This is a genomic window from Streptomyces sp. NPDC058284, assembly GCF_042881135.1.
Classification (GTDB): Bacteria; Actinomycetota; Actinomycetes; order Streptomycetales; family Streptomycetaceae; genus Streptomyces.
In genome coordinates this window covers 310,496-323,706 of the sequence record NZ_JBHVYE010000002.1, presented here as the reverse complement: position 1 = coordinate 323,706, position 13,211 = coordinate 310,496, and the positions used below count along the sequence as shown (strand labels likewise).

Annotated in this window: 7 protein-coding genes; 4 read left to right on the top strand and 3 right to left on the bottom strand. The window is 73.2% G+C overall.

The window, feature by feature from the left end:
- The first annotated feature begins 71 nt into the window (after positions 1 to 71).
- Positions 72 to 344: a hypothetical protein gene (locus tag ACFVYR_RS04700; RefSeq protein WP_384248455.1), complete on the top strand. Its 273-nt coding sequence runs from the start codon at positions 72 to 74 to the stop codon at positions 342 to 344.
- On the opposite strand, the gene ACFVYR_RS04695 is transcribed toward ACFVYR_RS04700, so the two are convergent.
- Complete coding sequence (locus ACFVYR_RS04695; RefSeq protein WP_384248453.1) at positions 321 to 803, bottom strand: DUF456 domain-containing protein; 483 nt, start codon at positions 801 to 803, stop codon at positions 321 to 323. The genes ACFVYR_RS04700 and ACFVYR_RS04695 overlap by 24 nt on opposite strands.
- A 41-nt stretch (positions 804 to 844) precedes the next feature.
- Complete coding sequence (locus ACFVYR_RS04690; RefSeq protein WP_384248452.1) at positions 845 to 1,849, bottom strand: helix-turn-helix domain-containing protein; 1,005 nt, start codon at positions 1,847 to 1,849, stop codon at positions 845 to 847.
- A gap of 234 nt (positions 1,850 to 2,083) precedes the next feature.
- On the opposite strand from ACFVYR_RS04690, the gene ACFVYR_RS04685 reads away from it, so the two are divergent.
- The 3 genes from ACFVYR_RS04685 (at position 2,084) to ACFVYR_RS04675 (ending at position 9,968) form a co-directional block, all read left to right on the top strand.
- Complete coding sequence (locus ACFVYR_RS04685; protein WP_384248450.1) at positions 2,084 to 5,881, top strand: S8 family serine peptidase; 3,798 nt, start codon at positions 2,084 to 2,086, stop codon at positions 5,879 to 5,881.
- A 126-nt stretch (positions 5,882 to 6,007) separates the two neighbouring features.
- A complete protein-coding gene (locus ACFVYR_RS04680) occupies positions 6,008 to 8,155 on the top strand; it encodes a protein phosphatase 2C domain-containing protein (protein WP_384248448.1) in 2,148 nt (715 codons plus the stop codon).
- A 70-nt stretch (positions 8,156 to 8,225) separates the two neighbouring features.
- Positions 8,226 to 9,968, top strand: coding sequence for a pyruvate dehydrogenase (locus ACFVYR_RS04675; protein ID WP_384248447.1), 1,743 nt, complete (start codon positions 8,226 to 8,228; stop codon positions 9,966 to 9,968).
- Between the two features lie 46 nt (positions 9,969 to 10,014).
- Here the strand turns inward: ACFVYR_RS04675 and ACFVYR_RS04670 are convergent, their stop codons facing one another.
- Positions 10,015 to 13,062: an alpha-mannosidase gene (locus tag ACFVYR_RS04670; protein ID WP_384248445.1), complete on the bottom strand. Its 3,048-nt coding sequence runs from the start codon at positions 13,060 to 13,062 to the stop codon at positions 10,015 to 10,017.
- Between the last annotated feature and the right edge of the window lie 149 nt (positions 13,063 to 13,211).

Genomic DNA, 13,211 nt, shown 5'->3' with positions numbered 1-13,211 from the left:
GGCCGGCATCGTCACCGCACAAGGTGGAGGTGCCCGTGCCGCACGCACCAGTCGGAAGAGTTCCACGAGCCGTGATCGCCCTGGCCGGGGCCGCCGTGCCGGCCGGGACGACAGGCGCGGCCTTTCCTGCCGCCCTTCCCGCTCACCACCGGCACCCTCCCGCCGTCGCCCAGGAGGCCCCGGCGCCGCGCGGCCCGGGCGACGGCGGCACGCACCAGCTGATCAGGGACCAGATCGACATCGACCTGGATGAGAACGAGGGCGCGGGCGACAGCGACGGGGAGGGGGAGCAGCATGGGGTCGTGCGTCCCGCCGACCGCTCAGCCCCAGATCAGCGCCCCTAGCCACGCCCCCGCGATCAGCAGGCACGCGAACAGCTCGGTCAGCACACTGCTTCCGCCCATCCGCATGGCCGTCCGCGTCGCCGTCGCCGCCTCGCCGTGGCGGCCGAGCCGGAGCCGCTCCCCGGTGTAGATCCCGCCGATGAACCCGGGGATCGCCCCGAGCACCGGCACCACGCAGAATCCGAGCAGCGCGCCCGCCCCGGCGAAGACCGCCATCCGGGGGGTGGCGCCGCTCTCCCGCAGCCGCCGGGGCGGCAGCTGCCAGCGCACGGCCTGCGCCGCGAGCAGCACCAGGGTCGCGCCGACGAGGATGCCCCAGGCGAGGCCGTTCGGGTCGTACAGCGTCCACCACAGGACCGCGGCCCACACCAGCCACGACCCCGGCACCCCGGGCACCAGCACTCCGCACAGGCCGAGCAGCAGCACCACGCCGACCAGCAGGAGTTCCCACGCTCCCATCTCCCAAGCGTGCATCAGATCTGGCGAAACCGCAGGTCAGCTCAGCTCTGGGGCGGCCGGGGACGGCGTGACACCCACTCCCTCTCGTACGCGTGCCAGCCCAGCTGGAGCCGTGTCGTGACGCCCGCGAGTTCCATCAGGCGCTTCACCCGGCGCTGCACCGTGCGCAGCCCCAGATCGAGCTGTTTGGCGGCGCTCGCGTCCGTCAGGCCCGCGAGGAGCAGGGAGAGGATCTCCAGGTCCGTGCCGTCCGGTCCTTCGGGGGCGTCCTCGGTGAGCGTGCCGCCGTCCTCGCCGAGGCGCAGCGGCAGCGCCTGGCCCCAGACCGCTTCGAAGAGGCCCGTCAGCGATTCGAGCAGCCCGCTGGCGTGCACGACGAGCGCCGCGGGCTCCGCCGCGCGCGAGGTCAGCGGGACCATCGCGAGTGAACCGTCGGCGATGACCAGCTTGGTCGGGACGCGGTCCACGACCCGCACCCGCTCGTCACGGCCGATCGCCGCCGACAGCTCCTCGAGGCCGGTCGGCAGGTCGAGGACCGTGCGCTCGACCACCACGCGGTAGCGCACGCCCCGGCCCGCCGCCTGCTCCTCCGCGCTGTTCTCCATGCCGGTGATCACGACGGGGCTGCCGGTCACCAGGGCGCACACCTCGTCACTCGCGCCCAGCTGCAACTGGAGGAAGCGCTGCGAGACGGCGGCCGACCCCGTGACCACCTCGACCAGGTCGTGGACTGCGGGCTCGGCGGCCCGCGCGCGGTACTCCTCGGCGAGCAGCGTGGCCGTGAGTTCGGCCTTCTCCAGTTCGTGGCGCTGCTGGGTGAGGAGCGCGCCGAGCGCGACGCCGGGCGGCGCCGCCACCCAGCGGCCCGCCCTGCCGGACGCCTGCGCGGCGAGCCCGTGCCGCTCCAGACGGCGCAGCGCCCGCTCGGTCTCCGGCTCGCCGAGAGAGAGCCGGTGCGCGAGGTCGGCGACATCGGCGGCGCCCACCGACACCAGCGCCCGGTACGCCGACTCGTGCGTCTCGTCCAGACCGATCGCTGCCAGCATGCGACGGCGTCCCTCCCCGAAGCTGTTCCGGCCGAAGTTCCGGCCGAAGTTGTCGTTCCGGCGGCGCCATGGCGGGAAACAGCCACGGCGTAAACCCGCCCCGGGACATCATCCCCGCACCACCCGTCTCTCTGCCAAGGTGACGCCCACCGCAGCACCAACCGCAGCCGCCTTCGCGGCCTTTGGGCCGTATCGGCCTGTGGTTCCGCGTGCCCGTCAACCCTGGGGAGAGCGATGCGCCCGATATCGCGTACGGCTTTGGGGGCGGCGTCCGCCGCCGTCCTCGCCGTCACCGCGGCCGTCCCGTCCGTGGCCGAGCCTCGCCCGTCGGCGGCGGAACGGCCACCGCTGACCGGGAGCGCCGCACGGGACGGGGGCGGCTCCGTCGTCACCCTCGTCACCGGCGACCGGATCCTGGTGTCGTCCGGCGGGAAAGGCGGGAAAGGCGGGAAAGGCGGGAAAGGCGGGGCGGCGGGGGCGGCGGGGGCGGCGGCGCTGCCCGGCGCGGACGGCTCCGTGCCGCTGATCCAGACGCGGCAGTCCGGCAAGGACCTGTACGTCTACCCCGAGGGCGCCGAGCACGCCATCGCCGAGGGTCTCGTCGACGAGGAGCTGTTCAACGTCACCGGGCTCGTCCGGCAGGGCTACGACGACGCACACACCAGGAAGCTGCCGCTCATCGGCGTGTACGACAAGTCCGTCGACGTCACCCGCGCGCTGCCCCGCACCCCGCGCGGCGCCGAGCGCGGCCTCGTCCTCGAACCCGTCGACGGCGTGGCCCTGAAGGCCGACAAGAAGAAGGCCGCCGCCTTCTGGGCGGACGTCACGACCCCCGCGTCCCGTGCGGGCGGCGCCCTGAAGAAGCTCTGGCTGGACGCCAAGGTCGAGGAAACTCTCGACAAGTCGACCAAACAGGTGCACGCCCCCGAGGCCTGGGCCACCGGCTACGACGGCATTGGCACCAAGGTCGCCGTCCTGGACACCGGCGCGGACGCGGAGCATCCCGACCTCAAGGGCCGTATCGGAGCGAGGAAGAACTTCACCGACTCCCCGGACGACGAGGACCGCCAGGGCCACGGCACCCACACCACCTCCACCGTCGGCGGCTCCGGCGCGGCGAGCGGCGGCAGGAAGAAGGGCGTCGCCCCCGGTACCGAACTGCTGCACGGCAAAGTCCTCAACGACAGTGGTTCCGGCGCCACTTCCTGGATCATCGCGGGCATGCAGTGGGCCGTCGACGAGAAGGCCGACGTCGTCTCGATGAGCCTCGGCAACCCGGCGCGGACCGACTGCACCGACCCGATGAGCACGGCGACCGAGGAGCTGGCGCGGTCCGCGAAGGACACCCTCTTCGTCATCGCGGCGGGCAACACGGGACCGGGCCTCAACTCCGTCTCCTCACCCGGCTGCGTACCCGGCGTCCTGACCGTCGGCGCCGTCGACCGCGACGACACCACCGCCCCCTTCTCCAGCCGCGGCCCCGCGTACGGCTCGCACACCCTCAAGCCGGAAATCGCCGCGCCCGGCGTCGGCATCTCCGCCGCGGCGGCCGGCGGGCGTGGCGTCTACGCGTATCAGTCCATGAGCGGTACGTCGATGGCGACCCCGCACGTCGCGGGCGCCGCCGCCCTCGTCAAGCAGCGCCACCCGGACTGGTCGGCGCGGCAGATCAAGGCGGCCCTCGTGTCGTCCGCGGACAGCGGCATCCCCGGCGACGCGCGCGAGACCGGTGGCGGGCGGCTCGACGCCAAGGCCGCGATCGACCAGAAGGTGCTCGGTTCACCCGCCGTGCGGGGCGGCAGCTTCGGCTGGCCGCAGGACTCCTCGGACCGCACCACGGTCGACGTTCCCTACACCAACACCACTGACACGGATGTGGAGTTGAAGCTGTCGGTGGCGGGCGTCACCGGCAACGACGGTTCCATCGTCGACTCCGGCGTCGCCCGGCTCGGCAGACGCTCCGTGACCGTCCCCGCCGGAGCCACCGTCAAGGTGCCGCTGGAGCTCACGCCCGACGCGGACCTGAAGCGCGCCCAGTACGGCGACATCACGGGACGCGTCCTCGCCACCGCGGCCGGCGGCACCCACGTCGCCACGCCCTTCTCCCTCTACGTCCAGCCGGAGACCGTCAGCCTCCGAGTGAAGCTCGTCGACCGCAACGGCAGGCCCGCCGACGGGGCGTCGTCCGTCGACCTCATCGGCACCGACACGGCGAGCGGTGAGCGCCGCTTCAACGAGGGCGCGAACGACCAGACGTACCAAGTGCGCCCCGGCGCCTACTTCTTGACGAGCTTCATCGCGACCGGCGACAAGTCCGGCGGCACCCTGACGGAGTCCCTCACGCACCTCGCCCGCCCCCAGGTCGAGATCACGAAGGACACGACGGTCACGCTCGACGCCCGCAAGGCCCACCGCGTCGCCGTCCGGACCGACAAGGCGTCCGAAGTCCGCGGCGCCACCCTCGCCTTCGCCCGCTCCTGGGGCAAGGACCACTGGCTGCACGCGGGCACCGCGGCCGGGCCCCGTACGATCCGCGGCTACTACCAGTCCGTCGAGGGCAAGCCGTCCGACGGCACCTTCGAGTCGGGCAGCTACTGGCGCACGGCCGCACCCCAGATCGACCGGCTCGCCGTCGTGGGCGGGGCGAGGCTCCACCCCGTGACGGCCTCGACCGGCTCCGCCAACCTGGACGGCACCGGCAGGGCGGTCCTCGTCGACGCCGGGTCCGGCACGCCGGACGAGCTCGCCGCCGCCGGGGCCAAGGGCAGGATCGCCCTCGTCAGGGTCCCGGACAGTGGCCAGGCGGCCACCGTGGCGGCCGACGCGAAGAAGGCGGGCGCGCGCGCCGTCATCGCCCACCGCGCGGCCCCCGGCCGCTGGTACCCGTCGGCCGGTCTCACCGGCTCCCCGCTGCCGGTCCTCGGCATCCCGACGGACGAGGCGGCGGCTCTGCTGGCTCAACTGCACGTCGGTCAGGTCCAGTTGAAGTGGAAGGCGACGGCAAAGAGTCCGTACGTCTACAACCTGGCGTTCCCCGAGGAGGGGCAGATCCGCGACGACCGGACCTACCGCGTCCGGGACAAGGACCTTGCCGCGAACCGGGCGACGTACCGGGCGATGGGCGAGACCACGGACTACGTGGACCTGCCCTCGGCCGCCCGGCCCGGCGGCCTTGAGATCTACTTCGGCGACCTCGCGTCCGTGCCCGCCCCCGGCAGGCGCACCGAGTACTACTCGGCCGGCCCGACCGGCTGGGGCCACCAGGTCTCCAGCAGCTTCCCGTACGGCGAATTCATGCTCGACCCGGTGCGTACGTACGAGAAGGGGGAGCGGCGTGACGAGACCTGGTACGACGGGGTCCTCGTGCCCGGCACGCCGCGTGACGCCGCGGGCAGGCCGGCGCTCGCCGGGGAGCGGCAGGGGAACCTGATCGGAGTCGCGCCCGGCTTCTGGTCGGACGCCGCGGGACACGCGGGAATCCAGGGGAGTTTCGGCGACATCGGCTCCGTGCGGCTCGAGCGGAACGGCGAGGTCGTGGGGGAGTCGGGCTGGCCGTCCGGGGTGTTCACGGTCCCGGCCGAGGACTCCGCGTACGAACTCACCCTCGCCACGCAGAAGATCGGCTCGCGGGTGTGGCGCCGGTCGACGGGGACGGAGACGACCTGGTCGTTCCGCTCGCACCTCGACGAGGGCGTGTACTCGCAGGGCATCCCGATGCTCTTCCCGGTCTACCGTCTCCCGGAGGACGGCCCGAAAACCCTGCCCGCGAAGGACGGGCTGCGGATTGAACTCGGCGCGACGGGGCACGCGGGCTACGAGCCGGGAGCGCTCGCCGAGGCGGAGTTGTCGTACTCCTACGACGAGGGCAGGACGTGGCAGGCGGCCACCACCGCCGAGCACGACGGCACGTGGCGCGCGACCGTGAACCACACGGGCGCGTCCGGCAAGCAGGTCTGGCTCAGGTCCCGGCTGACGGACGAGCACGGCAACTCCGTCACACAGACGGTGGCCCGCGCGTACGACGTGCGGTAGCCACGCGAGCCCCGCCGGGCGGTCCTCCTGTGGGGGGTGGGCCCGCCCGGCGGTCTCCTTCGCCGAGATGGCCGGAATTTCCGGATGCACCGTTTTCGTACGGCCTCCGCGGTGGAAAATAGGGGCATGAGCCAGCAGGGGGACAGGCCCACCGGTCATGACGACGACTGGTGGGGACAGCTGTACGACGACGCCGCACCGGACACGGGCCCGACACCCGCACCGGACACCCTGGACGACAGATTCGCCTCGGCGGCGCATGCGGTGGGGGAAGGGGTCCCGGAGCCCCGCGACCCCTCGTCGACCCCGTGGGCCACGGGGCCCGGTGCCGGTACCCCTCCGGCACCGGAGCCGGACACCGCGCCTTCGCCGTCCGCGTCGGGCGCGCCTCCGTCGCCGGGTCCGGGCGCCAAGCCCCCGACGCCCGCGACACTTTCGGCCTCCGACCCAAGTGCCGCGCCTCCAGCGCCTGACACGACCGCCGCGCCTCCGGCCTCCGCCCCGGGTGCCGCGTCTTCGCCGTCCGCCCCGGGTGCTGCGTCTTCGCCGTCCGGCGCGGATGTTGCGTCTGCGGGGTCCGGCCCGGGAGCCGCGCCTCCGGGATCCGGGCCGGGAGCCGCGCCTTCGGGATCCGGGCCGGGAGCCGCGCCTTCGGGACCCGGGCCCGGAGCCGCGCCTTCGGCCTCCGGCGCGGGTGCCGCATCTCCTGCATCCGCCCCAGACACCGCGCCTCCGCCCCCCGCCCCGCCTCCACCGCCCACCGCCGAAGCCGGTCCGCCCCGTGCCTCGGACATCGTCCCGCCTGACGCGTCCGATCCCGCGGGCGCCACCCGTGCCGCTCCCCGCCACGCACCCGGCGCCACGGACGCCGCCCCACGCCACCTGTCCGGCCCCGAGGCAGGGCCCTTCGTGGCCGCGGACGGTGTGCCTCCGGAGCCTCTCGCGCCCCCTGATCCGCCCCGGCCCCGTCACGTGCCTCCGCCCGCCGCCCCGCCTGAGCCTCCGGGCCCGCCCCGGCCTCCCGGGCAGCGCCGCAGCCCCGAGCCCCCGCCCCCGGCTCCCTCCGGGCCACCCCGTGCCCCCACGTTCAGCGCCCCCGCCCCCTGGGCGCCGCCCGCCGCCAAGCCCAGCGGGCCGGTGACCTTCCCGGCGGGAGGTGCGGGGAAGGGGGAGGCGACGGACGACGCGCACCCTGCGCCGTCGACGGCGTCGTCGGTGGAAGTGCCCCGCGGCGACGAACGCGCCTCGCGCGGCCCCGATGCACCCGCCGCACCCGGGAGCCGGTCCGCACCACCCGCCGACCCCGCCCCCACCACCTACGTGGGAAGCGGGCCCCCGACCTACGAGGGCGAGCCCACCGCGCTGCCCGCCGCCGACCCCGACGACCTCGGCGATCTCGTCGCCGACACCGTGCTCGACGGGGCGCGGTGCGGGGCCAGTACGCTGCGGGCCGCCTCCGTGCGCGGGGACTCCGCCCGGTACCGCGGGGAGCCGCGCCGCGACGCCCTGCTCACCGCGCGCTTCGGGGTCGGCGAGGACTCCCTGGTGTTCGTCGCCATGGCGACCGGCGCCCGCGCGGCGCCGGGAGCGCACCGGGCCGCCGCCGAGGCCTGCGCGTGGATCGGCCGGGCGGTGGGCCGCAGCCACCGGCGGCTCGCCGAGGACATCAGGGGGGCCCGGCGCGGCGACCTGAAGTCGGGACTGCACCGGCTCACCGACCGCAGCCTCGGCAAGCTCCGTGCGCGCGCCGTCGACCTCGGCCTCGAGCCCGAGGAGTACGCGGCGGACCTGCGCTGCCTGCTGCTGCCCGCCGACCCCCGGTGCCGGACCCGCGTCTTCTTCGGCGTCGGCGCGGGCGGCCTCTTCCGGCTGCGGGACGGCGCGTGGCAGGACATCGAGCCCCGCGTCGCCGAGGCCACAGGCGACGCCGTGGTCGGCTTCGGATCGCTGCCCGCGCAGCCGCCGCCGGACGCCGAGCACCTCACCATGGACCTCGGCATCACCACCCCGCCGAGCCCCTACGAACCGGCCCCCGAGCCGCCCCGCGAGCCCTTCCGTTTCCGCGCCTCGGTCGCCCGTCCGGGTGACGCGCTCGTGCTGTGCAGCAGCGGACTCGCCGAGCCCCTGCGCGGCGAACCGGAGCTGGCCGAGCACCTCACCCGCAGATGGCGGAAGAGCGGCCCGCCGGGGCTCGCCGCCTTCCTGGCCGACGTCCAGGTCAGGGTCAAGGGGTACGCCGACGACCGGACGGCCGCCGCGGTCTGGGAGGCATGACCGCCGCACCTGTGACTTCATGGTTGCGAGGAGCGGAGCCGAAGGACCGCCGTCGAAAGGTGCGTACAGCATGGGCAAGCAGAACGTCGCCGAGCAGTTCGTCGACATCCTCGTCCGCGCGGGCGTGCGGCGGCTGTACGGAGTCGTCGGCGACAGCCTCAACCCGGTCGTGGACGCCATCCGCCGCACGAAGGGGATCGACTGGGTCCAGGTGCGGCACGAGGAGACCGCCGCCTTCGCGGCCGGCGCCGAGGCCCAGATCACCGGCCGCCTGGCCGCCTGCGCGGGCTCCTGCGGCCCCGGCAACCTCCACCTGATCAACGGCCTGTACGACGCGCACCGCTCCATGGCGCCCGTTCTCGCCCTCGCCTCGCAGATCCCGTCGAGCGAGATCGGCCTCGGCTTCTTCCAGGAGACCCACCCCGACCGGCTCTTCCAGGAGTGCAGCCACTACAGCGAGCTGATCTCCAGCCCGAAGCAGATGCCGAGGCTGTTGCAGAGCGCCATCCAGCACGCCGTCGGGCAGAGCGGCGTCAGCGTCGTGTCGCTGCCCGGCGACGTCGCCTCCGAGCCCGCCCCGGAGAAGGCCGCTGAGACGGCCCTCGTGACGTCCCGGCCCACCGTCCGCCCCGGCGACGCGGAGATCGAGAAGCTCGCCGCGATGATCGACGAGGCGGACAAGGTCACCCTCTTCTGCGGCAGCGGCACGGCGGGCGCGCACGCGGAGGTGATGGAGTTCGCCGAGAAGATCAAGTCTCCGGTGGGCCACGCCCTGCGCGGCAAGGAGTGGATCCAGTACGACAACCCCTTCGACGTCGGCATGAGCGGCCTGCTCGGCTACGGCGCCGCGTACGAGGCGACCCACGAGTGCGACCTGCTGATCCTGCTCGGCACGGACTTCCCGTACAACGCCTTCCTGCCCGACGACGTGCGGATCGCCCAGGTGGACGTGCGCCCGGAGAACCTCGGGCGCCGCTCCAGGCTGGACCTCGCCGTCTGGGGTGACGTGCGCGAGACGCTGCGCTGCCTGACCCCGCGCGTCTCGCCGAAGACGAACCGCAAGTTCCTCGACAAGATGTTGAAGAAGCATGCGGACGCTCTCGAAGGGGTGGTGAAGGCGTACACCCGCAAGGTCGAGAAGCACATCCCGATCCACCCCGAGTACGTCGCCTCCGTCCTCGACGAACTCGCCGCCGACGATGCCGTGTTCACCATCGACACCGGTATGTGCAATGTCTGGGGCGCCCGCTACCTCACCCCCAACGGCAGGCGCCGCATCATCGGCTCCTTCAGCCACGGCTCGATGGCGAACGCGCTGCCGCAGGCGATCGGCGCCCAGTTCACCGACCGCAGGCGCCAGGTCGTCTCGATGTCGGGCGACGGCGGGTTCACGATGCTGATGGGCGACTTCCTCACCCTCGTCCAGCACGACCTGCCGGTGAAGGTCGTCCTGTTCAACAACTCCGCCCTGGGAATGGTCGAGTTGGAGATGCTGGTGGCCGGTCTGCCGTCGTACGGCACGGGGAACCACAACCCCGATTTCGCCGCCGTCGCCCGCGCCGCGGGAGCCTACGGCGTGCGCGTGGAGAAGCCCAAGCAGCTCGCGGGCGCCCTCAAGGACGCCTTCGCGCACAAGGGCCCCGCCCTCGTCGACGTCGTCACCGACCCGAACGCCCTCTCCATCCCGCCCAAGATCAGCTCCGACATGGTGACCGGCTTCGCCCTCTCCGCCAGCAAGATCGTCCTGGACGGCGGAGTGGGCCGGATGGTGCAGATGGCCCGCTCCAACCTGCGGAACGTGCCGAGGCCCTGACACCGGCCCCGGCACGGGCAGGCCCACCCGGGGGCCGAAGACAGGCTCAGGCCGGCCGCAGCCGCAGCGTGACGATCTGGAACGGCCGCAGCGCGAGCAGCAGGCCGTTCTCGCCCGTCTCCGCCTCGTGCAGCGGCCGTTCGAGCAGGTCCGTCACCTCGGCCCGCGCCACCGGGAACGACGTGCCGAGCACCGCCGCCGCGCGCCCGCCGCGCGACTCGTAGAGCCGTACGACGACATCGCCGCTGCGGTCGTCGGCGAGCTTCACCGACTCGACGGTGACCCCCGGGTGGTCGACGCTCACCAGCGACGGCAGGGCGGGCGCGTCGGCCACCCGCAGCGGCAGATTGAGCGCGAGCCCCTCCGCGACCGCGGCACCGGTGTCCGCGCCGGGCAGCAGCGCGTACGTGAAGCGGTGCGCGCCCTGGTCGGTCTCCGGGTCCGGGCTGTGCGGGGCCCGCAGCAGCGTCAGCCGCACGGTCGTGCCGAGCGTGTCGCCGTGCTCCGTGCGCGACACGTCGTGGCCGTACGTGGAGTCGTTGAGCACCGCGACGCCGTACCCCTCCTCGGCCACCCGCAGCCAGCGGTGCGCGCAGATCTCGTAACGCGCCGCGTCCCACCCGGTGTTGGCGTGCGTAGGACGGTGCACATGGCCGAACTGGATCTCGGCGGCCGACCGTTCGGCGTGCACGTCCAGCGGGAACGCGGCTTTGAGGACCTTCTCCGACTCGCGCCAGTCCACGTCCGTCACGACGTCCACGCGCCGGCTGCCCGCCGCGAGGCGGATCTCCTGGGTGATCCGCGACCGCCCGAAGGACCGCACCACGCGCACCGCGACCCGCAGCGGCCCGTCCTCGACGAGCTCGACGGATTCGGCGTCCGTGAGGTCGGTGTGCCGGCGCCGGTAGTGCTTGTCGAGGTCCCAGGCGTCGTAGTGCGTGGGGTGGTCGGGGTGCAGCTGGAGGAGGTTGCCGGGGGCGGCGAGGACCTCGCGGCCCGCGGCCAGGTCCGTCACGGAGGTGAGGAGCCCGGCGGCGTCGACGGTGACGTTCAGATGCTCGTTGGTGAGCAGGATCGTGTCCCCGGTCGTGTGCGCGACCGCCCCGGGGCCGGTGTCCCGCGCGGTGTCGTCCAGGCTCCGGGTGCCGAGCGCGGGGACGTCGACGCGCACCGGCGTGCCGTCGCCCCGGTCGACGACCTCGCTGCGGGCGTACGGCGAGGCGTTCAGCGCCACGGGACCGCCCGCCCCGAGCGACCGCACGGCCGCCGCGGTCAGCTCGTCGAGCTCGGCGAGGACCCGCTCGTAGGTCTCGCGTGCCTCCCGGTGCACCCAGGCGATCGACGAGCCCGGCAGGATGTCGTGGAACTGGTGCAGCAGGACCGTCTTCCACAGCCGGTCCAGGGTGTCGTACGGATAGACGTACGCCGGATCGCGCACCGCCGCCGCTGTGCACCACAACTCCGCTTCGCGCAGGGCGTGTTCGGAGCGCCGGTTGCCGCGCTTGGTCGCCGCCTGGGTGGTGTACGTCGCGCGGTGCAGCTCCAGGTACAGCTCGCCCGACCAGACGGGCGCCTCGGCGCCGTACTCCTCCTCGGCCGCCGCGAAGAACGCCGACGGCTTCTCGATCTCGACGCGCGGCGAACCCTCCAGGGAGCGCAGCCGCCGAGCCCGCTCCATCATCTCGCGGGTGGGGCCGCCCCCGCCGTCGCCCCAGCCGAACGGCACCAGGGAGCGGGACGCGCGGCCCTTCTCGGCGAAGTTCCGTTCGGCGTGGGCGAGTTCGGCGCCGTGGAACTGCGAGTTGTAGGTGTCCACGGGCGGGAAGTGGGTGAAGACCCGGCTGCCGTCGATGCCCTCCCACCAGAAGGTGTGGTGCGGCATCTTGTTGGACTGGTTCCAGCTCAGCTTCTGGGTGAGGAACCAGCGGACGCCCGCGAGCTTCGCCAGCTGCGGGAACGCGGCGGTATAGCCGAAGGAGTCCGGCAGCCAGATCTCCTGCGTCTCGACGCCGAACTCCGCACGGAAGAACCGCATGCCGTGCGTGATCTGCCGGGCGAGGGCCTCGCCGCCCGGCATGTTGGCGTCCGACTCGACCCACATCGAGCCCACCGGCGCCCAGTTGCCGTCCGCGACCGCCTTCTTGATCCGCTCCCAGATGTGCGGCTGGTGCTCCTTCACCCAGGCGTACTGCTGGGCCTGCGAGCAGGCGAAGACCAGCTCCGGATACTCCTCGGCCAGAGCCGTCACATTCGCGAAGGTGCGCGAAGCCTTGCGCACCGTTTCGCGCAGCGGCCACAGCCACGCCGAGTCGATGTGCGCGTGGCCGGCCGCCGATACGCGGTGTGCGCTGGCGTGCGCGGGACGCGCGAGGACGTCGGCGAGCGCGGCGCGCGCCGCGCTCGCCGTGCCGGACACGTCGTGCAGATCGAGGGCGTCGAGCATGTCCTCCAGGGCGCGCAGGATCTCGTGCCGACGTGGACGTTCGGGGTCCAGTTCGCGCATCAGCTCGGAGAGGACCTCGATGTCCAAGGTCAACCGCCACACGTCCTCGTCGAGTACGGCGAGATCGGCAGACGCGAATCGGTAGATCGGGCTATTGACCGCGGTCAGTACGTCGCCCAGTGGTGTCGGCATGAAGTCGTGCAGGACGGCGGGATTGGCCGCCGCTTCCAGGAGTAGGTGCACCGATTCACCGCCCTCGGCGGGGGAGGCCACCGGAATATGCCGATTGCGCGGGTGAACACCCTTCAGCGGTACGCCCGACGCGTCGTACACCAGGCCCTCCGCCTGGAAGCCAGGACCCTCACCGGTGAATCCGGGATCGATCACCACTTCGACCCGGCGCCCCCGCCACTCCTCGGGCACCCGTCCTTGAATCCGGAACCAACTGGTGGACCAGGGGTTTCCCCATGCGGTGCCGGTCTCGAAGGGCTCGTACGCGGCTTCGAGGGCGGTCTCGACCGGCACCGGCTCGCCCGGCGCGTGCCAGACGGAGAGGGCCAGCGGCGTGCGCCGCGCGTACTGGGCGGGGCGGATGAACTGGCGGAGCGCCCGCTCCAGGCGCCCTTCCACCAGCAGTCTGTCGTCGTGCACTCGGGCTCCTCGGGGCGTGAGCGGTGGGGTCCACCGCTTCACTTCCCCGCAATCCCGCAGCGCACCCCCGGACCGTTGGTTGATGATTCGACAAGCGTGCCGCCACCGGCCCTGGGCATGCATCCCGTGAGGTTGTTCGAGCAGGGAGG

Excerpts from the sequence above, each read along its gene's own strand:
- ACFVYR_RS04685 (WP_384248450.1), top strand. The coding sequence starts at position 2,084 with ATGCGCCCGATATCGCGTACGGCTTTGGGGGCGGCGTCCGCCGCCGTC.
- ACFVYR_RS04680 (WP_384248448.1), top strand. The coding sequence starts at position 6,008 with ATGAGCCAGCAGGGGGACAGGCCCACCGGTCATGACGACGACTGGTGG.
- ACFVYR_RS04690 (WP_384248452.1), bottom strand. The coding sequence starts at position 1,849 with ATGCTGGCAGCGATCGGTCTGGACGAGACGCACGAGTCGGCGTACCGG.
- ACFVYR_RS04675 (WP_384248447.1), top strand. The coding sequence starts at position 8,226 with ATGGGCAAGCAGAACGTCGCCGAGCAGTTCGTCGACATCCTCGTCCGC.
- ACFVYR_RS04695 (WP_384248453.1), bottom strand. The coding sequence starts at position 803 with ATGGGAGCGTGGGAACTCCTGCTGGTCGGCGTGGTGCTGCTGCTCGGC.